The sequence below is a fragment of the Natronorubrum halobium genome, from assembly GCF_051351675.1.
Lineage (GTDB): Archaea > Halobacteriota > Halobacteria > Halobacteriales > Natrialbaceae > Natronorubrum.
The window spans coordinates 285,140-306,839 of the sequence record NZ_CP195596.1; the positions used below are offsets into that span (position 1 = coordinate 285,140).

A 21,700-nucleotide genomic window follows, 5' to 3' on the forward strand; every position below is an offset into this window, starting at 1 on the left:
CTTATTTCCCCTCCTTGTTCGCGCGGTTTTCCTGATTCATGAGTTGCTGGTTGAGATCGCCTGTCGTTAGTATGGAGCGTAGATTGATCGATTCGTAGATGGTCATCATCCCGAGGGAGGCTGTTATCGTCCCATACACCCATCCCTGTTGGACCGCGTTCACGGCGACCATCGATGTATCCCAGTTTCGGAGCGTCGCTCGCAGTCCAGCGTACGTCAGCATGATCAGGAAGATGATCGTCAATACCTGTGCAAGGATATCGACGATAGTCCCGATCACTCGAGAGCGTTTTTCGAGCTGGGTAGAGACGATTGTCATTTTGATGTGTTCACCGTTTCTGGAGGCGACTGCGGCCCCAACGTACGTACCGACCATAAGCGAATATCGCGCGAGTGGTTCCGTCCACCACGCTCCACCACTAATTGGGAGATTGAGGACGCGGATGATTATCTGCACGGTCGTCAGCAGCAACATTAGGATAAAAAGGAATGTTGCTATATTAAGCACGACCCAATCGTACCATGTGTCTTTTTTCAGTCCTAATGACTGATCGATATCCATGTTCAATAATAATAGATGCTATAGCATAATAGCACCGGTTTTGTGCGACTGCGTCACTCAGAGGTTTCGCCAGTCATCCCACGAGCCCGCATATTCCTCTTCGAATAATTGTTCGATAGCAGGAGCGGCGGCCTCATAGAACGCCTCTGAATCGACGTCTTCGACGATTTCCATGCCGTTTTCTTCGGCCTCAGTGAGTAGGTCGTCTTCAGTGTCTCGGGCCCACTGCGTCGCCTCTTCAGTAACCTCATCGACGATCTCGTCGAACAGATCCTGCTCGGACTGATCCAGTCCGTCATAGAAACTGGTACTGACGTACATCTGTCCACTCTGTGGAAGATGGCTAGTGAGACTGAAGTAGTCCTGTACTTCCCAAAGGCTAAGCGAAGCGATCTGGGCAGGTGGACCTTCGGATGCATCGACAACACCCTGTTGAAGGCCCGAATACAGTTCATCGAGTGAGACAGGTGTTGGATTCGCACCAACGGCTTCCCACGCATTCACCCATGCATCGTGACTCGGAAGCCGTAGATCCATCCCCTGAACGTCCTCAGGAGTACGAACTGGCTCGTTCGACGTGTAATGTCGCATTCCTCGATAGACCCGGGGACCAGCGACTTTAATCCCTGCTTCCTCGAGAGCCGGGTACACTTCTTCCTCGAACTCGTCCGACTCCATGATCTTCTGCTGTTGTTCGAAACTATCGAGGACGAACGGCGAGTTGAAGAAGTAGTACTCGGTTGCGTAGAGGTCGTAAGCGTCTGACCCCCCGGTGTACATATCAACTGCACCTTCAGACATCAGATCGAACGTCTCGGCTTCTGATCCGTACGAACCGCCGTAAGAGAACTCGACGCTGATATCGCCGTCCGACTCCTCTTCAATGCGTTCTTTGAATTGCTGGCCCGCGTAGACCAGTGAGGTCCCTTCTTCCATCACACTCGCGAGCGTGATGGTAGTACTTCCATCATCCTCACCACCCATACACCCAGCGAGACTCGCTAATCCCGACGCGCCGATTCCCATTTTCACGGCCTGTCGCCGTGTCACGTCAGTCAAACCACTCTCACTACTGATCGTCTGATTGCCAGACATACTCACACCATTGTAGTGATAGTATATGAACCTTACCCTTAGTTTCCTCTATAGTAGCGATGAATATGTAATATGCTGTATTTTTTCATATAAAAGTGTGGTAAACCATCACATAGTTAGTGATCGGCGCGCTCGCTGGGAAGGTCACATTCTGTCTCTGGAAGCGACGGTGTTAGACCACTTCCGTTCCTTTTGAGATGACCCTGTAGGAATTGGTAGGACGTAGGCAGTCGTCTTGAGGGGAACGAGTCGAATTCTGTCTCGCTTATTTCTCGGACGGTTTCGATCACCGATCTCTTCAGCCTGTCGAACGATACTTTGACGAAGCGATCTTCGGACTCGGCATTGCCACGGACGGAATACTTTGCTTGATCTGAACGTCGGACGTCTGATATATTCGACGTCCGTAGCGCTTACCGCAGAACCGTTACTTCGAACGAACAGCGTTAGCGAACTGGCCTACTTGGTCTCGGCCGTTGGCGTCGTCTGCATCGGTTCCGAACGGACCGTATCGATAACACCGCGGAGATAGCCGACAGTGAATCCGCGTGCTCGGTGTCGCCAGTCGTCATCGCCTTCCATCTTCGGCACGTGGTCGGGAATAACGGCACCCTCGAACCCAACATCGTGGAGTGTTCTCACCGCGTCGGCGGTGTCGAAGTTCCCTGTATCGACGAATGCTTCGTGGAACTTCGGTACCGTCCCGACGACGTCGCGGAAGTGAATAAAGACGATCTGATCGCGCTCGCCGAATCGGCGGATGACGTCAGTAATGTCCTCACCCATCTGTGAGAAACAACCGAGGCAAAGCTTCAACCCGTGATTGTCGCTTGGAACGAGCTCCATGGCCTTCTCGAAGTTCTCGACGTTACGGAATAGGCGCGGAATCCCTCCGAGTGACTCGAGAACTGGCGGATCGACCGGGTGAAGCGCCAGGTCGACACCAGCCTCCTCGGCCACTGGAAGAACTGTCTCGAGGAAGGACTGGTAGTTGTCCCAGAACTCCTCTTCGGTGTACGCGCGATCAAGACCGGGTGCGAGTTCGTCCGGATCGTCGAGTTCGTCGTAATCGAAGGCGGTTGCCTCAGCACTACCCCGCGTCTCGACGGGCGAGGTCCGCATCGGAACGACACTGCGAGGATTCCACTGATAGCCTAATACTGGGATGTCGGCTTCCCCGAGATTTCGAATCAAAGTCGTAATTTGGTCGAGTGCCTCGTCCGCCCCATCGCGGCCAAACATGATGTCTCCGTACATCGAATACGGGAGAGATTGGATGCCTGTGAAGGACAGCCCCGCGTCCTCAACCTGCTCTCGAGCGGCTGTGAGTTCCGAGATGGACGGAATCTGGTTCGGACCGACTGCGATCGTGTCGGTTCCATCGCGATCGTTGAATTCGTCAGGCTCTTCCTCCGTGTCAGCGTGGTCGACGAAAATGTCCGTCGCACCGAGCTGTCGAATGTACCGTAACCGAGACTCTGACAGGGATCGTGTTCGAACGCCGACGCGAACATCAGCACTGCTGTTTCGGTCCATACTGTGTTCTCTTTTCGGAGCAACTAAATTCTTCCGAAGACTACAATGAGTGATCGCAGACCGAACGAAAGTACGACAAACGGTTAACGGTTACTCCAACCGGTGGGATCTGTCGTGATGAGCGGATCTAACTGAGAGCCGAAAAGCTAGGTGTGCCCACTTGCTATGGGACAGCAATATGGGTCTAGCGTTTTCGGGGAGCTACGACAAGTGGCGCAACGTTCCCTCGATCAGCTTCAAGGGGGCAAGCGGTGACTTGCAGTCCGGTAGTTCACCGTATTTGATTGCGCCACCTGGCTGATTTCCGTTTTAGGACATAAACCCTACTATCCATCGACTATCCGGCTAACATTCGTTATAATCTGGCCGCGTTTCATAACGCACCACGTTAATTCTAGCAGAAACTATCCCCGATGGTCGACGGTTCTCCTGCATTATGACGATACCGTCGTTACGGTAACTGGCCCGTCGAACTGGAGAATGACCGATTGCGCTACATCGCCGAAAATCGCTTTCCCAGTCGGGGAACGCTTTTTCCCGCTAACGAAAACGTGTTCGCAGTTCTCTTCTTCAGCGACTTGAATGATGTCCTCCGGAATCGTTCCGACGATACCTATCGCTCTGTACGGAACATCGTCACCGAACTCATCGCTCGCAATATCCTCTGCTTCGGTCTTCGAAAGTTCCTCCATTTCGTCGATACTTTCAACCTGTCTCCCCGACTTCGCCTGTCGTTGAAGATTATTCTGGAACTGTTTTTCGTCGATGACCCTACAGAATAGGATTTCCGCTTCCGTCCCAGTAACGTGTCGCTTTGCTGTTTTCAGCAGCTTTTGATCCGGTTCGTCTTCAGTTTGGACGACAAGTACCGTTCCCATACCATCTATACTATCGCGGTGATATATAAAATCCGGCCTCCGACGAGGACGCTGTTCAGACACGGTTGAGGGGATGAGCAGTGTAATTCCTCAGGTGTTCGTGTTCGAGCGTGTAAGGTCCTACAGCTACCGGGATTCCATCGGCACTGGCGGCGTTGAGGCGATGAAATCCGATGTAAAGTCCTAGCATGACTGCAAAGCCGCTTTCAACCGAGGTTCGACCACGAGCGCGCCGCCGACGTTCGGGTTCCAACCAATTCCGGCGAACCTGCGTTCAGTCCGTCTGCGAGCCGGATCGAGTTGATTGGGTTCCTACTGTAGGGCGTCGCCGCGCGCAACCTGACGTCGGCTGCGATTCGTTCGGCGACGACGGACGGTACCCGCTCCGTAAGAGCGGTGCCGTCGCGCGAATCGCGAGTCTAACTCGTTTGTCAGAGCGGAACGGGGACCGCGCCCCGCGAGGTCGGATTTAGACGATGGATTTATGTGATGCGCGATACACCGAGTTGCTATGTCATTGCCAGCCGAGCAGGTACGGAATCGTCTCCGCAGTGTCGCCGTCGGTCTGTTGACGCCGTTCGACGATGACCTCGAGATCGAGTACGAGAAGATCGCGGAAAATGCCCGGGAGCTGTACGACGAGGGGATCCGAACGTTCCTGGCGACCGCGAACATCAGCGAGTACCACTCGCTGTCGGCGAGCGAGCGCGTCGACGTCGCCGAGACGAGCGTCGAGGCGCTCCCGTCGGACGCGTGCGTCCTCGCCGGCGTCGGCGGCAGCACGCCGGATGCTCAGGACCTGATCCGCGCGTACGATCGCATCGACGTCGACGCGATGATGATCATGCCGCCGGATCATACCTACCTCCACGAGCAGGGGTTGCTCGAGTACTACCGCGACCTCTCCTCGGTCACGGAGACGCCACTGGTGCCCTACGTCCGCGGCTTCGATCCGTCCATTGACTACCTCGTCAGCCTCAGCCGGATCGACGGCGTCGTCGGGATCAAGTACGCGCTGAAGGATCCGGTCAAACTCGGCGCGGCCGTCGGCGCCGGCGCCGACGACGTCGTCTGGGTCGACGGCCTCGCGGAACCGTTCGCCGTCTCGTTCTGGGCCGAGGGCGCGGAGGGCTTCTCCGCGGGCGTCAGCAACTTCCGTCCGGAGATCGGCCTCGAACTGTTTGACGCGCTCTCCGAGGGCAACTGGGAGCGCGCCCGCGAGCTCCGGAACATCTGCCTACCGTATCAGAACTTCCGCGACGAGACCGGTCAGGAAAACGAGATCGACGGCGCGATCAGCGTCTCGGCTGTCAAGAAGGGCCTCGAACTCGCCGGGCTCAACGGGGGCAACGTGCGGGAGCCGATTCGCCCGCTCGCCCCCGAAGAGGAGCGGAAGGCCGAACGGCTGTACAACCAGCTCGAGGACGACATCGAATCCCTCATCGAGTGATCGATTCGCACCGATGCGTATCGAGTGACGGCTACACAGCGGCAGCGTTCTCGAGTTCCCTTTTTACGAGCCGCCGAGATGATGGGTGTCCGACGTTTCTCTCGGCACTTCGTTCCCCAGATAGGAACGACAATCGGTACGAGACGTCCGATTCGATCCGTTTGCAGACGTTCGGTTTTCGATCGCTTTGCTACGCGATGCAGTGGAGTGAGCGCCACTCTCCCGTTAGATCGGTCCCGTCAATCGCTATAGCGGATCGACGCACTGACGTCGATCCAGCGCACGTCTCGGATCGATATGCAATTCAGTCTCTCTGCGGTAGACCGACCAGTGGTCGGAATTCGGCTCTCGGGAATCGCGGAGGACGAGGGGGTCTCACGCCGGAAATAACGACCGTGGTCGCAGGTCGATGGCCTCGAAACAGAGCGATCGCGTCTCGAGGCACGTGAATTGGTCACGTATTCGCACGCGCACAGCGAGGATGATTACAATCGTACACCTGTAATTGTTCGCGGGAAGAGAACCGCTCGGCTCGCTGCGGTCGGCGATGGGTCAGTGCGGCGCCCGCGGTCTCGAACCGCATCGATTTATTACGGCGCCGTTGGAAGGCGGATGTACGTTATGAAGACGTATACGAGCAGGCGAACGGCAACCGATATTTCCCTCACCGGGACGGTCTCTGGAACGCCTTGGGAAGCCGCGACGCCGTTCCGTATCGGCAAATTCTCCTGCACGACGGGGAGCCGACACCGCGTACGACGGGGCGGGCACTCGACGACGACCAGGCGATCGACTTGCAGTTTCACGTCGAGGACCGCGATATCACCCCCGACGTGACCGAACGCAATGGTTCGACCTACCGTGACAGTTCGATCGAGTTCTTCGCCGTTCCCGACCCGGACGATGACTCGGAGTACTTCAACTTCAAGCCGACCTGCTGAGCCAGTCCAAGCTCGCGTGGAAGGAACGGAACTGGGAGGAATACGGCATTGGCCACGACCTCGTCTCGGTGGACACCGCCGAGAAACTCGCGATCGAGACGTCCGGTCATAGGCCAACGACGAGGATGGTGGCTCGCCGCCGTGTTCCCGTTCGCGTTCCTGTACCATCCCGGGAGCATCTCGGGGCAGTTCATGCCGGCAGTCATCACCACCGGTGCGATCGCGCTGCTGGCTGCGCTGGCGATCATTTACGGGATTACTTCCCGATCGCTCTCGACCACTGGCTCACGCTCGCGGTTCAGGCCGTTTTCGTCGGCCTTGCGGCCGGCGACATCGTCTCACAGGATATGCTCCGGTCGATAGCCGACGATCTGATCATATTCGCGATGGTGAATCCGACGCCCGAGATCGGCTACGAGGAGGTTAAGAAGGCCCGCGAGGACACGGTCATTATGGCGACGGGCCGCTCCGACTACCCGAATTAGGTCAACAATGTCCTCGAATTCCCCTTCATCTTCCGCGGCGCGCTGGAAGTGCGCGCGACTGAGATCAACGGGGAGATGAAAGTCGCCGCCGCAGAGGCGCTGGAACCGCACTGTCACTGCTACGGTACCAGCTGGTGTGCTCATAGGAGGGCTACGACCCCGCAGCGACCGTCGATAACCCTCGAATCGATTCCGAAAATCGCCGATAGAGCGCCGTCTCCCGGCGTAATTCGACCCGTAGTCGACAATCGGCTTCAAAGTGTCTCACACCCTGTCGCACCACGATCGTAGGTCGTTCCGAATTGGTCCGACTCAGATTTAATATATCATCATATACTTTATCAGGTCGTTGAGATCGGCAGTACAGACGTCTCGCTGGCGAATTCGGACGAATTTGCCGATCGACTGGACACGCTTGATTAGACGAATAATCAAGTGTAGTTTTATGAGAGTCCGTCCCCTCTACGAATCACGAACGATGCAACTGGGAAAGAGATGGTCTCTCGAGGGCGATAACGCATGAGTCCGGAATCGACGGCCGTCGGGGCACCGCTCGAGGAGTTCCTTCGGTCGAAGTCCAAAGGCGGCGAGGAAAGCGGGAACTACCGGCGGAACCTCGAGCGCTGTCTCGAGGACTTCCTCGCGTGGCTCGAAGCGGATTCACGGTCTGGAACGACGTTCGACGAAATCGGCGAGCGGACGTTTCGGCGGTATGCTCGAGAACTCACAACCCGAGACCTCACGCCCGGAACGATTCGAACCTACTACGCCCAGGTGAGCGCCTACATCGGATGGTGCGTTCGAGAAGGACTTCTCGAGGTGAACTACGCTCAACGAAACGTCGCGAAGGAGCCATTGCCAGAGAACAACGGACGACGATCAGGGGATCAACAGGCCTGGACCGACGAACACCGGCTATTGATCACTCGTCACGTCGACGAACAAGCTCACGACGCAGCAGATGAGAAGGGATTCGGCGCGATCAAAGAGTTCCGCGATCGAGCTCTTGTCTATGTCCTCTGCTACTCGGGGGTGCGGGGCGGAGAAATCTTCGCGGACCCAAAGGATGATCGGCGAAACGGGCTTCGGTGGGGGGACGTTTCCCTCGAGGATCAGAAGATGACCGTCCTTGCGAAGAAGCAGGATTGGTCCGATCGGTCGCTGACGAAACAGGCTATAAATCCTATGCTACGATACAGAAATATACTCGATCCGGCCAGTGACGACTGGCCAGTGTTTCCGACGTTTCACCTTCCTTCGCTCTATGAAACGCTTCGGACTGGATTACGAGACGTTCACAGTTGGTCAACCGACGATATCGAAACGTTCGTCGACGAACTCACTGGACAGACCGAAGTGTTCGAAGCCCTGCGCGAATACGACCTCCCACCGACCTCGATCAATACAGACGGTGCTCGTAGGATCATGCGCCGACTCTGCGAGGAAGCCAATCTCGAACTCGAGGGGAAACATGGCTATCTTGCCCCTCACGGAGGACGCCGTGGCGCTGGAGAGGTGATGGTTCGACAGCGCGGATTTACCGCTGCTGCCCGTCTCTTAGATAACAGTGAGGAAGTCGTTCGCAAGTCATATTCACATATCGAAGCGAAAGAGATGGCCGAGGATGCTGGAAACGCCTTCTCAGAACATGATCAGTGAGTTTCAGTACCTCACAAAGCTATAGTAGGAGTTAGAAATAATTGCTCGCCTCCGGTATAGAGAGCCGATCAAGAGTGGTATCAATCGCTGTTGTGAGTTCAGAAAGTGAATCAAAGAACTGGTTGCTTAGTGCTGATTGGAGTTGTCTCCAGCACTCTTCGGCCGGATTGAGCTCTGGTGAGTACGCCGGCAATCTCACGAAGGTGAGGTCGTCACGGGCCGCAAGGTCCGTAACGGCCGACGCCTGAAATACGGTGCTCCATCCAGTACAATGATCAGATCATCTTCGAGCTCTTGGCATAATGCAAGAATGAAATGTTTCGCGTGTTCGGCAGTAACATACTCTTCGAATCGAGAAAAAAAAGCGATCACCGTCTTCGGTGATCGCGCCCAAAAGACACGTCCAGTTACGTTGTCCAGAAAGTTCGACGGCCGGCCGCTCCCCCTACTTTTTTGAGTTTCTCGCGGAACGTTCTTGTTCTTCAGCCTCAGATTCGGCAGCTGTACGGCGTGGTTTTTGATAGCTCAATCCCGCTTCTTTGAGCAACCGCCGGCAACTCGGGATCGAGTACTCGACATCATAGGTCTCGTCAAGATATCGCTGGACGAGCGCCGGCGCGTCAACCCCAACGTTCTCTTATGGTTTGTGGACAGTTTCCTTAAACTCATTTTACCTCTTTTCTGAGAGCTTTCGCTTTCTCCTAGATCGGTGATCATCAGTGACGGCCTGCTCAAGCGACTCGTCGGTGTCGAGTCGCCTAAGCCAGCTATAGATCGTCCGTCGCTGAACGTCGTACTACTCGGCTAGTTCAGTCTGCGTGACGCTGTTTTTGTACGCTATTGCCCCTAAGAGTCGTTGTATCGGCTTCTTTCCTCTACGTTGCCGAGGGCATCTTGCAATTCCTCGATAGAGATTCCGTCGAGATGATCCACTGAGCAACAGTATCTGGGTAGAAAGTTCTAACGACTACTATAGTGTGTGTCACTCGATAGTTAGCCGCACAGTCTCGAGTCGTCCGGTCAGAAACAGCGACTGCCGTTGATGGTCGTGTCGGCACTCATCGCTCGAGGTCATGCACCGAGGCGGTTCACAGGACCGCAGCTCAATCTGCGAAGTAGAGCAAGGTTCTATATTATTGCGTGTTGAGTCAGGAGATATGAGCAAATCTGTCGACGTCTCTCAACAGTATACATTTACGTCGTCGATTGACGTTACAGCCATACTGGATCGGCTTGAAGTCCAATATCTGGATGTCAACGAACATCGCGCGATCGTCATCTTCGCCGGCGGGATTCTCAATCTCGAGAGTCAAGTGGGACCGTTGACCGATCTCGAGCGTGCAGAGATCACTGTCTATGATCTACCACTGAACAGCGATAGGAATACTAAGAGCGAGACTGAAGCCGCGATTGAACTAATCGAGGACTTCAAGAACCAATTATTCGGTGCCACAAACGCTGTGTGATCAGGATCTATCTTTTTTCAAGAGAGAATCCCGTCGTTTACGACGGTGAGAGGTTCCCCATCAATGAGTGTTAGTTTCTCACGTTTGACAGTTGAGGTGGGGCTGACGTATTTCACGTCTTCATCGTCGCAAAGATCGTCGAAATCGCTGTCGGTCGTGATCAAGTGACTTCCTCCCTATTTGCTCACGGGCGCGAAGCGGTACGGCAAACGCAAGTCCGACGATAGAGCGAACCCGCCCGGATACCGCAAACGCAACTATTACGACCAAGACGGCAACCGAGTCCACGAAGAACACCCGCGAAGCACGGTGACGTGGAAACAGAAAAGAATTCGACACGAATCGAAACACAACCGAGTTCGTTTGTCGAAAGGCGCGAATCACAAAGACCACCCGCGAGACTGGGATTGCATCCTCGTTGAATATGGGACGCGGCCCGAAGTCTCCGTGGAGAACTTACAGCAGGTTCGCGCCGTCTACGACAAGTCGAAGGGGCGGTGGGAACTGCATCTCGTCTGCAAACACGAAGTGGACACACCCGACGCACCCGGTGCCGAGACGGCGGGTATCGACCTCGGTATCTGCAACTTCGCCGCTGTTGCGTACAGCACGGAAGAAGCCGACCTGTATCCCGGTAATCGGTTGAAGCAGGACGGATACTATTTGCCGAAAGAAATCGCCAAGTGCGACGATTCGGGTGGTGAACGGGCCACGCGACTCCATCACAAGTGGTCGGAACGCCGCACTCACTTCTTCCACTCCCTCGCCAAGCACATCGTTGAACGGTGTATCGAGAAGGGTGTTGGTCACATCAACATCGGGAAGCTCAACGGTGTGCGTGAGGATGAGAACGGTGCGTCGAAGAACTGGGGCCGACACGGCAACCTTGACCTGCACGGGTGGGCGTTCGACCGATTCACCAACATCCTCGAATACAAAGCGAAGATGGCGGGTATCGAAGTGAAGACGGTGTCCGAACGGGATTCCAGTAAGACGTGTTGCGTTTGTGGTAAGGAGGATGATAGTCAGCGTGTTGAACGCGGCCTGTACGTGTGCGACGAACACGATGATGCGTTCAATGCTGATGTGAACGGGGCGGAGAACATCCGTCTCAACATCAACGACGAAAGTAACTCCGAGTCTTCGGCCAGTTTGGACGGGGATAGGAGTACCGGCTGGTTGGCACAGCCCGGAGTATACCTATATGACTTGCCACGCGGATTCTTACCGCGTGACCAAGTGGTAGACTGTAAACCGTAATATCCCAACGCTGAGCAAATCGGAGATTTGCGAGGTACGCGAATCTTCGATTCGCTTGACTCGGGAATCCTCGCCCTTCAGGGCGGAGAGGATGTCAAGTGCAGGACTGTTACTGGGAATCGATCTGTTCATAATTCTCTATAATCACTTTCATACACCATTGACCAAGCCCTAATCCAGTAATCGTCCAAATGGCAGCCGAGACTGCTCGACGTTGGTATGCTGCAAACAGCCCGTAGATCATCGCCATCAAACCAATACTGTTCAACAGCTGGGGGTACCCGATACCGATCAGTTGGTTTCCATCATCCATCCATCGCTTTTCAGCCTGCACAACACGGTACATCCAACTATCCAACTCTTCATCCGGCTCGCTGAACAGCACAGGGTTGAGAAATCCGAAGACGATGACTAGCAGTGCCAGCCCTCGTTTCCGGAAATAAATTGCCATCACGAATAGTGGCCACGAAAGGAGCCGACTCCATCCGCTTTTCGGATTCGAGTGACGCCTCCATATAATCTCCCCAATACTGCTGCTGTCCGTCTGGTTCCCGTCCATCACGGACCACACTTGGTGAGTGACTGATGTTAATGTGTCTACTTATCATATATTTTATCAATTGTACATTATGGAGGATGCCATCGGAAACCAAGCCAATAGTGAGGTATTCTCTTGGTGGGTCACGACCCAAATAAAGACAAGATACTGCTGTTGGAATCTCTTCCTCAGTACTGTTCTTTGAAATTAATAGTGTGTGAACCGAACGTGAAGTCATATGGTTCGCAGAAATGGACAGCTCTTCAGTTAACGCACGAAAATATGGTGTATCTCTCACCCTGACTTTCGGTACTCGTGGACTGCAGTGGCTTTGTTGGACGTTGCTGGGATGAGATACGGGACGACCAGGGGTCTTGTACTGGCCGCTGTTGTCTGTATCGTTGCAATCGGAGTCCAATTCACCAGTTGTGGACATCCGAACATTCGGAAGTTCGGGAAGCGAACAACCGCTTGCAACCCCGCTGTAGACTACATACGTGATCACGGATTTGTACTGATTGAATGTACAGGAGAAGGGACACCTTCAGCTTCGAGGCTCTGGATTCCGAGAAACTCATGCGACGGCTGATCTCACTATGTTATTCTCTGGTGTGTCAGTGAGAGGTCCCGGGGACCGTGGATGCTGACGATGATCGCTGCGAGGACGATCAGAATGATGACATTCAGCCGGTACAACTGTGTGCCCCCGGGGCCAGAGTGGAGATTCGGGATCAGGACGTTTGTTGCCTGGAGGGAGGCATGGAGGATAGTCGCGAGCAGGAGGCTGCCGTTCGTGTTGTTGTACAGCCAGGTGAACACGATCGAGATGGCCAGTACGGATGGGACATACCACAGGAACGGTATTGCGGATTGGGCGGCTTCCGGTAACAGAAAGAAGGTGGGGACGTGCCAGACCGCCCAGATTACGCCGATGATGTGGCTGCTGGAAAGGGCGGTTGTCCGTGACTGGAGGCGTGGAAGGGCATAGCCGCGCCATCCGATCTCTTCGAACAGGCTGGCGAGAAAGAAGAAGAGCGAGATGAACAGCACTGTCGTGGCAATGCTGCCAGTGAGGAGTGATTTGAAGTCAGCGGGTACTTCACCGGGGATTGTCGGGGACGATCCGCCCAGCAGACTGTAGATCGCGATGGAGGAGAGGTTGAGGATCGCTGGGAACAGCAGTGCGGCGAGGTACCACCGTACTGGTACTCGCCACGTCAACAGTGGAGATAATAGGTCGTGGAGACCGCGCCACCCGTTCGTTGCGACGGTGAGTACGATGGCGGCGATCGTCGGAGTCAGCAGTATGATGGTGGCGAGGGTTTCCGGGATGGCTATCTGGAGCGTTCCGCGTGCCGAGGCTGCGAGCAGGAGGCCAATCTCGATAGAGAGTAGCAGTGTGAGTATGAAAAATGCGGAGGTAGCTCTCACTGCTGGGTCTTGCAGGAGTGGTCGCTTCCCGGCTGTTGCCGCCATACGGATGGTTGGCGGGATGAGGTATTAAATGAGGAGGAGTAGAGTCCTGAAGCAGAGGTAGAGTTCAGACGGATCTCTTACGTTCGGACTCCGAGCGCCCCGGCAGCAATTGAGACAACCACCGCGATCGCGATCCCCTTGACGGTGAGCTCCGGAACGAGGCACGTGACGGCCATGATGGAGTTGCGCACCTCTTCATTTGTCGGTGGATCCTCGAGCGAGACATCTGCTTGGTGGGCGGTGATACAGCCGTAGGTGAGGGCGACGTACCAGATGAGGATGAGTGCGAAGAGGTAGACGACTGCGCGCGTCATATATACTCCCTGAGAGGCTTATCAGCTGATGTTGAAAAAGTATCGGCTTTGGGGAAAAACGAGCGGTTAGCGGCGTGAAAGTTGGATGCCGCGAGCGATGACATAGATGAGGACACTGGCAAGTCCTGTTGCGATGAACAGGAACGCGATCGCGTTCCCCAGTTCGAAGAAGAGGCTCCCTGGACGGGCATAGCCGATGTTCCCGATACCAAAGCGGCCGATGCCAGCGAGGAAACCCCAAAAGAGGAGAATAGCAGCGATGCGGGCTCCTTCTCTGAGGATTTCTTGGAGATTGATCGGTGTGGGGCCTGACTCAGTAGCCATAGCACACCAATTATTAAACACCCTATAAGTGCTCTTGGATTGCAGGTCGTGGGCCGAGAACAGCAGTCTCCAATTTCGGGAGAGGCCACATATGAAGAACGTAGTCCCAACGTATTTCTGTCATACCAGTGTAAACTTTTGCTGTGATGCGGTTCCGTTCCGAGGTGTCGTGGCTACAGACTGTGGACCTGCAGCGGATACTGGTCGGTAAGGTGGTACTTGGAGTGTGTGCCATCATTGGAGGGGTGATGGCGCTCGCATACGCTGATCTGTTACCTGACGTGGCGTTAGTGGTCGGTATCCCTGCCCTGGTCGCGACCATCTTGGTGGATACGTTTTTGTACAATACATTCCGGATCGAGACCGGAGTACTGGTCTGGGGGTTCATCGCAGGTTTTGTGTACCTCGAATCTGTGGCTATTGGGCTGTTGATTCGCTGGGTTCGGTCACGCCGTAATGCCGGAGAGTCAAGACGGTAGAAACATTTTTCACAGTACTTATCAATGTTCAAATGTGATCTCGCCTAGAACTCGATCTGCCCTTCGAGTCATGGAGAGCGTCCTCGCTGCGGTTGTCCTCCTTATCGGTCTCATCACGGTTGCTGATCTGCCGCGACCGTATCCGTCATGGCCAACGATCGGAGCGGTACCGGTTGATCCAGAACTCGTTATCCCGGCACTGCTCAGCCTCGCTGTGCTTATTGGGGTGATTGTAGACGGTCTCAGCGTAGGATCGGTCGTAAGTGGTCTCCTCGGTGTCATCACGCTGTGGATAGCACTGATGAGCTTGCACACGTTGTATACTGTCGAGACAGGTGGTGTTTTCTGGGGTGGGTTCTTCACCCTCATCAGCGGCGTTACCCTCGCGATTGTTGTCCTTATCCGGGCGGCCCTGCGCCAGACCTCTTCCGGTGGAGTCCCACGCCGCCTTCGGAGCCGGTTCGGTAATTGACGGCACCATCAGTTGAACGCGGCATATTGCTGCTGTCTCAATTACATTCTATGCTAATCTGCGAGAAGGTGTGACTGTTATCAGTAGGTTATACGAGAAGTGTTGCAGCGGCCTCAAGAACGGTGACTGCGATGAACAGCGCGATGACGAATGCAGCGGCAGCCACTGTTGGTGATGAGTTGCGTGCGACTGCATACTTCGCGGCTGCGGCGCCGATGATTACGGACAGGGCGATCATCCAGCCGGCGGCCACTAGTACGACTCCCAGGGAGTAGGGCTGTGCATGTGCAAGAATCCACCCCGGGAGTGCGGGATAGTAGATATCCGGGTACAACAGGGCGACCATCTCGTACTGGTCGTAGGGAAATATCACTCCCAGGGCGCCATCAAGGTACAGGATACCAACCCACCATACCATCAGTACTAGCAGGGCAATTCCTGACGCCTTGAGGACGGACATCCGGTCCATATGTGAATCTGAGATGTCCGATGACTTAAACAAGGTCGAAAGTCCAAGAGTGATTTGGCCGTGAGCGATGTTGCACCTCGTAGGGGAGCTGGTATAGAGTTTTGGTAGTTTGTTGAGTTTGACCATTGGATTTCATTTTTTTGATACCTCCTTCAGAGAGTGACCAAGTATTTACACGCTGCTAGGCTACCGCCCCCCAATGAGTGACCAGGTCGAAGGCAGCGAGTGTCCATCAAGCCTCGAAACAGGGCTTGATGCACTTCGTCAGAGCCCGGATTTTCGTGGTCCGGTCGAGCCTCTTGGCGAGCACGAGCATGCTAACGACCATCTTGCGCTTATCTACGAGAGCCGTGAAGAACAGTTTTCAGCTGCAACCCCGTTCATCCGGCAGGGTCTCAAACTGGGCGAGCGGTGCGTGTACATTACTGAAGAGAATCCCCGTGACGTGGTGATTGAGGAGATGCAGGCTCGCGGGATCGACGTGGAGACTGCCCTCGAATCTGGACAACTGTCGATCCACGATGAGCAGGAAACCTATCTCCGGAAGGGATGGTTCGATCCGGACGATACAATTGCGTTCCTTGACGAAGCGATCACTGCGGGGAACGAGGAGTTTGATGGATTCCGTGTGACCGGGGAGATGGGATGGGTCCTAGGTGATGACCCTGATGTTGAGGATGTCGTCAAGTGCGAGAGCAAGGCGAACTATCTGTTTGAGGATGTGAACGGGATGGCGCTCTGCCAGTATAACCGCGAGCGATTCCCGGCTGAGGTTATTCGCGATGTCATTAGCACGCATCCACACCTTATCCACAGCAACAAGGTCAGCCATAATTTCTACTATACGCCGCCATCGGAGTTTTTCGGACCCGAACGGCCCGATCGGGAGGTTGACCGGTTGTTAGGGACGTTAGGGGAGCAGACCGAGGCGAAGGCCACACTGGAGGAGCGCGAACGGATTCTTCAGTGCCAAACTGAGATCGTCGAGGATCCGACGCTGTCGTTCGAGGAGAAGTTACAGGCGCTGTTTGAGCTGGGCTGTGAGCGGTTCGATCTCGAACTCGGAGCACTAGCCCGCGTCGATACCGACGAAGATTGGTTCGAGGTCGAGGTAGTCAGCGACGAGCACGAGCACTTCGAGCCAGGTGTCGAACTCCCGTTGTCTGAGACCTACTGCACTGCTGCAACCGAGATCAGAGCGGCTGGGAGCGTCTCTGATCCCGCACGAGAAGGGTATGACGATATCTTCGTCTACGAGGAGTTCGGGATCCGGGCGTATCTCGGCACCTACGTCGGTGTTGAGAGCGGTACCGACAGGACGTTCTTCTTCGTCAGCTCTGAGGCCCGTGACAAACCCTTTTCCGACGTTGAACACGCGTTCATCCAGTCAATGGGGCAGTGGGTGAAGTACGAACTCGAGCGCCGCCATCGTGAGCGCAAACTCGAGCAGCGTGAACAACGGTACCGAACCCTTGCGGAGTCGTTCCCGAACGGTGTGGTAACCATGTTTGATACGGATCACCGGTGTACGCTGGCTGCGGGGCAAGCGTTCGACAATCTCCCGATATCTGGTGACGAAATCGAAGGCCAGACGGTCGGTGAGGCGTGGGGTGAAGAGGCGGCTACGATTGTTGAGCCGGCGTACGAGGATGCGCTCGATGGCGAGGAACGAGTGGTCGAAGTCGAGTATGCTGATCGGGAGTGGCGCATTTTCGTTGTTCCGATTAGAGATGAAGCAGGGACCGTCTTTGCGGGGATGACGATGGCGCAGGACGTCACTGAGCAAAAGGAACGTGAACGGTTTCTGCAAGATACGAAAGCCCAACTCGAGGCCGCGACCGAAGCTGGGGCGGTCGGGACCTGGGAGTGGCATGTCCCGGAAGACCGATTCGTCGCAGGTGCTTCGCTCGCCAGACAGTTCGGGCTCGATCCTGACGAGGCTCGCGAAGGTGTCTCACTCGATCATTTGATCTCGTCAATTTATAAGGAGGACCGAGAACACGTCGAGGCGAAGATCGAAGACGTCCTCGAATCTTGCGGGGAGTACGAGACAGAATACCGCGTCTGGAACGAAGATGATGAGCTCCGATGGGTGGTCGCTCGCGGTCACGTCGAGTGTGACGAAGATGGGAATCCGGTGCGGTTCCCTGGTGCGCTCACCGATATCACCGAGCGGAAGAAGAATCAACAGCGACTCGAGGAGACGATTGAAAAACTCGAACGGTCCAATGAGCGGCTCGAACAGTTCGCGTACGCCGCATCGCACGATCTGCAGGAACCCCTGCGGATGGTCTCGAGTTACCTCCAAATAATTGAGCGCCGGTATGAGGATGACCTCGATGACGATGGCGAGGAGTTTCTCGAGTTCGCGATCAATGGGGCCGACCGCATGCGTGACATGATCGAAGCTCTCCTCGAGTATTCGCGCATCGAAACACGTGGTGATCCGCTCGAACCGATCGATCTCGATGTTGTCTTCGGGGATGTGCTCGATGACTTGGCCATCCGGATTAAACAGAGCGACGCTGACATCACTGTTGATTCGCTTCCGCAGGTGCAGGGCGACCGGAGGCAGATACGCCAGTTGTTCCAGAACCTTCTAGATAATGCGATCACGTACAGTGGCGATGAACCGCCGCGAGTTCATGTCTCGGCCGAGCAAGATGGTTCGGAGTGGATCGTCTCCGTTCGTGATGAGGGGATTGGGATCGATTCAGAGCATACCGATGAAGTTTTCGAGGTGTTTCGGCGGCTTCATAGCCGTGATGAGTACCCTGGGTCTGGTATTGGGCTTGCACTGTGTCAGCGGATCGTTGAGCGACACGGTGGCAAGATCTGGGTGGAATCTGAACCTGATGAGGGGACGACGTTCATGTTCACCTTGCCGGAGTTGATCTGACACCGAGTATTAACCGTATGTAGCGCGCGCTCCAGAAATCTGGTGATAGACTGAGTTGGATGAAAGACAGGAAATGTGTTAATAGAGGGTGCGACACCGTTATCAGCGTACCCGACCTGAACTGTGTGAGAGTTCGGATCGCGATCAATCCTCTGAGCCCTCCATCTATCATGGACACCAATCACCCCTCAAAGTCCGCTGGCGACGCGATAGGCGCATTCGAACACGAACTCAGAGAGTTGATCCTGTCTGCGTATAGCCGTGGCACCGCCATTGAAGACACGTGGGAGATCAACTCCCCGGTTTCTGATGCTCCGAACTGGCGAGTAACGATCGAGAAGGTACCTCCTGGGGAACGGACGTACGACCCGTCGTTGCTCGAAGAATAGCCGGGACCACCACAGTTGCGTCACCCCAACCAGCCGAAACCACTGAATGTCACTTTTCTAGTATATTTTTCAGATAAGAAGGTTTATGTGAACCCTTCACATGATCCGAGGTAGACGTACTCTGCTGAAGTTGTTCCGCGAGGGAATGCCGGACAGACCGCCGTGTAAGTACAGTAGCCGCCCCCAAGATAACTATGATGCCGGAAACCAGCGACCCGAACCAGCCCGAGAGAGAGCGCCGTGAGATCACCCCGACACAGCTGTTCACGGCTTTTTCACACGAGCGCCGACAGCACACACTGGCGTATCTAGCGCAGAAGCCAGCGGCAATCCCGATCGGTGACCTGGCCGAGTACATCGCGATCAAAGAAGAACAGCCATCGTATGAATGGTATGAGCGGGTGCTCACCGATTTGGCGCACAGTCACCTCCCGCACCTGCGTGAGGCGGAACTCATTCACTATGATGGGGAGGAGGAAACGGTGGAGTTAGCGGTTACACCGAGTGTGGTGGCGCCGTACCTCGAGTTGGCCGGGTACGCTGACGCGTAGGTGGCCGGGCACCCCGTCAGATCACCACTGGACGGGGATCGGAGCGAGGTTGTGGCCGCAAGGCCCGGAAAATGAGTGGAGAGGCGATTACTCGTCCAGCAGTTGCTGGGTGAGTGCCGTGTCCTCGTAGCTGGTGAACTGCTGGACCTTCCCCTCAGCCATGTCGACGACGTGGACGGCAGGCACTTCAATGACATCTCCGTCCGGCGTGGTCGCCCGGTGGGTTCCTTCCATGACGACGGTGTCGCCGCCGTCGATGAACCGGTCGATCACGACGTCGAAGTGGTCGAAATGCTCGAGGAGTGGTGCCCAGGACCCTTCCATGATGGCTTCCGGGCCGTGGTGGGTGCCGGCGCCGAACGGGAGTCCTTCAGGGACGGTCCAGGTGATATCGTCGGCGAAGCCGGCGAGACACTCTTCGAGGTCTCCGCGATTGAACGCGTCGTATAGCTGTTCGGCGATTTCGACGTTATTTCGTTGGGTTGTTGCCATGCGAATCTCCAACTAGGATCTACGCCATCCGGTGGCATATACTGTTCATCTGATACCAAGACAGGTCCTGGATCTGTCTAGTCGGTCACTCGATCAGTTGCCGTATCCCGTTGAAACACGGGGGCAGACAGTGGATAGGGAGCGGGTGATAGGCTGCATTCGGTATGAACTGCAAACAACGGTGTATGCGTAGGATAACAATGAATCAGACAATGGAACGGACTGTGTGTTTCCACGATGGACGACCTCACCGGGTTTCAGCGTGACCTGCTGTACGTGATCGCCGGCGCCGACCAGCCGTCCGGCCAGGACGTCAAAGAGGAGGTTGAGCAGTACTACAGTGCCGAGATCAACCACGGTCGACTCTACCCGAATCTGGACACCTTGGTCAACAAGGAGTTGGTGGAGAAAGGCCAGCTGGATCGCCGGACTAACTACTATGCAATCGCGGACAGCGGTGAAACTCGTATTCAGGAGCGACGCGAGTGGGAAGCCCAGTACGTCGATATCTGACCGGGTCCATTGGACCGATAACCTGTATAGTGTAATTGGACCGGAGATCAGAAGGTGGTCCTCATGGGAGCTGGGACTACTCCGCTTGCGTCCCAGCGAGAATTTTGCTTGTCACCGGTTGAACCAGCGGGTGCGAGGAAGCCCTACACCCGGCCGCCGAGACCTCGAGAGGACCACCTAATCGGCTCTGTGGAAATTATCAGCTTGTGATCGGTTTAATGGTCTCAGCGATAAGTGCAGATGTCCAATGGAACACAACTCGCCTAGAGTCTGCCTAAACTGGATGCAGAGGTTCGATTCAGCAATGCGGTGCCGGTTCTTTCGTGAGAACAGGCGAACAGGCGATTGACAGGTGCTGTTTCGTTAAGCGTGAAAAGTGAGGCGGTACGATTTTGTGGTGTCCATGCCAAAAATCCACCGCCTCAGTGGGTGTAGCGACTGGATCGATTTGAGTTTTGTGGAGCGAGAGCGGACACCGCGTCAGCTGATGGAGCTCGGTATTCGCCTCCATCTTGCTGGCCTCTCGCTTTCGAATACCGTTCGAGAATTAGAGAAGTTCGGTGTCGAACGGAGCCGCAAAACAGTCCACGATTGGGTTCACAAGTGCGATCTACAGCCGGCGGATGACGAGAAGCCGAATCACGTCGCGCTCGACGAGACAGTGATTCAACTTGACGACCATCGGTATTGGCTGTACACTGCTGTCGATCCGGAAACGAACAACATCCTCCACATACGGCTGTATTCGACGACTACGACCGCGTTGACAGAACGATTTCTGCAGGAACTCACTGAGAAACATGACCTCGATCATGCCGTGTTTCTCGTCGATGGAGCAAAACATCTCCAGACTGCACTCCGTCGATCTGGGCTCCGATTTCGATACGAAAAACATGGAAATCGGAACGCTGCAGAACGTGTCTTTCGTGAGATAAAACGACGTACCTCTTCGTTCTCAAACTGTTTCAGTCATGCAAAACCGTCAACAGCAGAATCGTGGCTCCAGGCCTTCGCCGTCTGGCACAATGCGACAAACTAAACACGACCCTCGATTGAGGCGGTTGATTTTTTGGCATGGAAAATCCTGCCGCCTCACTTTTTACGCTTAATGAAACAGCACTGTTTTGAGTCAGCGGCTGAAGTCGTTTCTCTTCCCGCCAGCAAGAACGACCGCAGAAACGGAATCCATGTGATCAGTACGTTTGTAGCCTTATAATCACGCGAAGAATGTACTATAACAATCTCTATGGAGTGATATCGAGTACGTATCTTGGCAGAGCTTTGAACACGTCCTCAGCTAGTTGAAATACAGTGTTTCACACTATCGTTGGCGGAAGCAAACGGCTGTGAAACCTTCATTTCAGTAACCGATTGTCCGGCGTGCTGTCAGTGAAAGACTCGTGGCGATCTTACTGATAATTGTACCCAAGACCGTTAACCACAGTAAACAGC

The 21,700-nt window shown here is 55.0% G+C and carries 21 protein-coding genes and 4 pseudogenes; 13 read left to right on the forward strand and 12 right to left on the reverse strand.

The window, feature by feature from the left end; translation table 11 throughout:
* Position 1 precedes the first annotated feature (1 nt).
* From ACSFC7_RS25295 to ACSFC7_RS25310, 4 genes are all read right to left on the reverse strand, one after another.
* Positions 2 to 562, reverse strand: a complete 561-nt coding sequence (locus ACSFC7_RS25295) for a TRAP transporter small permease (protein WP_436348686.1) — start codon at positions 560 to 562, stop codon at positions 2 to 4.
* 57 nt (positions 563 to 619) lie between these two features.
* Positions 620 to 1,657 (reverse strand): TRAP transporter substrate-binding protein, encoded by a 1,038-nt coding sequence (locus tag ACSFC7_RS25300; RefSeq protein WP_436348687.1) that lies wholly within the window; start codon positions 1,655 to 1,657, stop codon positions 620 to 622.
* A gap of 459 nt (positions 1,658 to 2,116) precedes the next feature.
* Positions 2,117 to 3,193 carry a mannonate dehydratase gene (locus tag ACSFC7_RS25305; protein ID WP_436348688.1) on the reverse strand — a complete coding sequence of 359 codons (1,077 nt, stop codon included), beginning with the start codon at positions 3,191 to 3,193 and terminating at the stop codon, positions 2,117 to 2,119.
* A 434-nt stretch (positions 3,194 to 3,627) separates the two neighbouring features.
* Positions 3,628 to 4,071 carry a universal stress protein gene (locus ACSFC7_RS25310; RefSeq protein ID WP_436348689.1) on the reverse strand — a complete coding sequence of 148 codons (444 nt, stop codon included), beginning with the start codon at positions 4,069 to 4,071 and terminating at the stop codon, positions 3,628 to 3,630.
* Between the two features lie 511 nt (positions 4,072 to 4,582).
* On the opposite strand from ACSFC7_RS25310, the gene ACSFC7_RS25315 reads away from it, so the two are divergent.
* The 4 genes and pseudogenes from ACSFC7_RS25315 (at position 4,583) to ACSFC7_RS25330 (ending at position 8,606) form a co-directional block, all read left to right on the forward strand.
* On the forward strand, positions 4,583 to 5,521 hold the full coding sequence (locus ACSFC7_RS25315; protein WP_436348690.1) for a dihydrodipicolinate synthase family protein: 939 nt from the start codon (positions 4,583 to 4,585) through the stop codon (positions 5,519 to 5,521).
* 689 nt (positions 5,522 to 6,210) lie between these two features.
* Complete coding sequence (locus tag ACSFC7_RS25320) at positions 6,211 to 6,462, forward strand: carbohydrate-binding family 9-like protein (protein WP_436348691.1); 252 nt, start codon at positions 6,211 to 6,213, stop codon at positions 6,460 to 6,462.
* A gap of 305 nt (positions 6,463 to 6,767) precedes the next feature.
* Positions 6,768 to 7,049 (forward strand): annotated as a pseudogene (locus ACSFC7_RS25325) (malic enzyme-like NAD(P)-binding protein); the annotation flags it as partial.
* A 417-nt stretch (positions 7,050 to 7,466) separates the two neighbouring features.
* Complete coding sequence (locus tag ACSFC7_RS25330; protein WP_436348692.1) at positions 7,467 to 8,606, forward strand: tyrosine-type recombinase/integrase; 1,140 nt, start codon at positions 7,467 to 7,469, stop codon at positions 8,604 to 8,606.
* A 31-nt stretch (positions 8,607 to 8,637) separates the two neighbouring features.
* Here ACSFC7_RS25330 and ACSFC7_RS25335 read toward each other — a convergent pair.
* Positions 8,638 to 9,539, reverse strand: a pseudogene (locus ACSFC7_RS25335) (IS630 family transposase).
* Between the two features lie 224 nt (positions 9,540 to 9,763).
* Here ACSFC7_RS25335 and ACSFC7_RS25340 point away from each other — a divergent pair.
* Positions 9,764 to 10,072 carry a hypothetical protein gene (locus tag ACSFC7_RS25340; RefSeq protein WP_436348693.1) on the forward strand — a complete coding sequence of 103 codons (309 nt, stop codon included), beginning with the start codon at positions 9,764 to 9,766 and terminating at the stop codon, positions 10,070 to 10,072.
* A 17-nt stretch (positions 10,073 to 10,089) separates the two neighbouring features.
* Here the strand turns inward: ACSFC7_RS25340 and ACSFC7_RS25345 are convergent, their stop codons facing one another.
* Entirely contained in the window at positions 10,090 to 10,236 is a 147-nt protein-coding gene (locus ACSFC7_RS25345; RefSeq protein ID WP_436348694.1) for a hypothetical protein, read from the reverse strand.
* Positions 10,237 to 10,273: 37 nt separating this feature from the next.
* On the opposite strand from ACSFC7_RS25345, the pseudogene ACSFC7_RS25350 reads away from it, so the two are divergent.
* A pseudogene (locus ACSFC7_RS25350) lies at positions 10,274 to 11,332 on the forward strand (RNA-guided endonuclease InsQ/TnpB family protein); the annotation flags it as partial.
* Between the two features lie 109 nt (positions 11,333 to 11,441).
* On the opposite strand, the gene ACSFC7_RS25355 reads toward ACSFC7_RS25350, so the two are convergent.
* The 4 genes from ACSFC7_RS25355 to ACSFC7_RS25370 all read right to left on the reverse strand — a co-directional run bounded on the left by ACSFC7_RS25355 (position 11,442) and on the right by ACSFC7_RS25370 (position 13,984).
* A complete protein-coding gene (locus ACSFC7_RS25355; RefSeq protein WP_436348695.1) occupies positions 11,442 to 11,891 on the reverse strand; it encodes a DUF6653 family protein in 450 nt (149 codons plus the stop codon).
* Positions 11,892 to 12,464: 573 nt separating this feature from the next.
* Positions 12,465 to 13,346 carry a CPBP family intramembrane glutamic endopeptidase gene (locus tag ACSFC7_RS25360; RefSeq protein ID WP_436348696.1) on the reverse strand — a complete coding sequence of 294 codons (882 nt, stop codon included), beginning with the start codon at positions 13,344 to 13,346 and terminating at the stop codon, positions 12,465 to 12,467.
* Between the two features lie 77 nt (positions 13,347 to 13,423).
* Entirely contained in the window at positions 13,424 to 13,660 is a 237-nt protein-coding gene (locus ACSFC7_RS25365; RefSeq protein WP_436348697.1) for a hypothetical protein, read from the reverse strand.
* Between the two features lie 66 nt (positions 13,661 to 13,726).
* Positions 13,727 to 13,984, reverse strand: coding sequence for a hypothetical protein (locus ACSFC7_RS25370; protein WP_436348698.1), 258 nt, complete (start codon positions 13,982 to 13,984; stop codon positions 13,727 to 13,729).
* Positions 13,985 to 14,533: 549 nt separating this feature from the next.
* Between ACSFC7_RS25370 and ACSFC7_RS25375 the strand changes: the two genes are divergently transcribed.
* Complete coding sequence (locus tag ACSFC7_RS25375) at positions 14,534 to 14,935, forward strand: hypothetical protein (RefSeq protein ID WP_436348699.1); 402 nt, start codon at positions 14,534 to 14,536, stop codon at positions 14,933 to 14,935.
* An 88-nt stretch (positions 14,936 to 15,023) separates the two neighbouring features.
* Here the strand turns inward: ACSFC7_RS25375 and ACSFC7_RS25380 are convergent, their stop codons facing one another.
* On the reverse strand, positions 15,024 to 15,404 hold the full coding sequence (locus tag ACSFC7_RS25380; RefSeq protein WP_436348700.1) for a hypothetical protein: 381 nt from the start codon (positions 15,402 to 15,404) through the stop codon (positions 15,024 to 15,026).
* A gap of 199 nt (positions 15,405 to 15,603) precedes the next feature.
* On the opposite strand from ACSFC7_RS25380, the pseudogene ACSFC7_RS25385 reads away from it, so the two are divergent.
* The 4 genes and pseudogenes from ACSFC7_RS25385 to ACSFC7_RS25400 form a co-directional block, all read left to right on the forward strand.
* A pseudogene (locus ACSFC7_RS25385) lies at positions 15,604 to 16,194 on the forward strand (MEDS domain-containing protein); the annotation flags it as partial.
* A gap of 600 nt (positions 16,195 to 16,794) precedes the next feature.
* A complete protein-coding gene (locus ACSFC7_RS25390; protein ID WP_436348723.1) occupies positions 16,795 to 18,303 on the forward strand; it encodes a sensor histidine kinase in 1,509 nt (502 codons plus the stop codon).
* A 170-nt stretch (positions 18,304 to 18,473) separates the two neighbouring features.
* Entirely contained in the window at positions 18,474 to 18,692 is a 219-nt protein-coding gene (locus tag ACSFC7_RS25395; protein ID WP_436348702.1) for a hypothetical protein, read from the forward strand.
* Positions 18,693 to 18,886: 194 nt separating this feature from the next.
* Positions 18,887 to 19,243, forward strand: a complete 357-nt coding sequence (locus tag ACSFC7_RS25400) for a DUF7344 domain-containing protein (protein ID WP_436348704.1) — start codon at positions 18,887 to 18,889, stop codon at positions 19,241 to 19,243.
* An 87-nt stretch (positions 19,244 to 19,330) separates the two neighbouring features.
* Here the strand turns inward: ACSFC7_RS25400 and ACSFC7_RS25405 are convergent, their stop codons facing one another.
* A complete protein-coding gene (locus tag ACSFC7_RS25405) occupies positions 19,331 to 19,735 on the reverse strand; it encodes a nuclear transport factor 2 family protein (RefSeq protein ID WP_436348706.1) in 405 nt (134 codons plus the stop codon).
* A 237-nt stretch (positions 19,736 to 19,972) separates the two neighbouring features.
* Here ACSFC7_RS25405 and ACSFC7_RS25410 point away from each other — a divergent pair, with 237 nt between their 5' ends.
* Complete coding sequence (locus tag ACSFC7_RS25410) at positions 19,973 to 20,248, forward strand: PadR family transcriptional regulator (RefSeq protein WP_436348707.1); 276 nt, start codon at positions 19,973 to 19,975, stop codon at positions 20,246 to 20,248.
* Between the two features lie 403 nt (positions 20,249 to 20,651).
* Complete coding sequence (locus ACSFC7_RS25415; protein ID WP_436348708.1) at positions 20,652 to 21,287, forward strand: IS6 family transposase; 636 nt, start codon at positions 20,652 to 20,654, stop codon at positions 21,285 to 21,287.
* Positions 21,288 to 21,700: the final 413 nt, after the last annotated feature.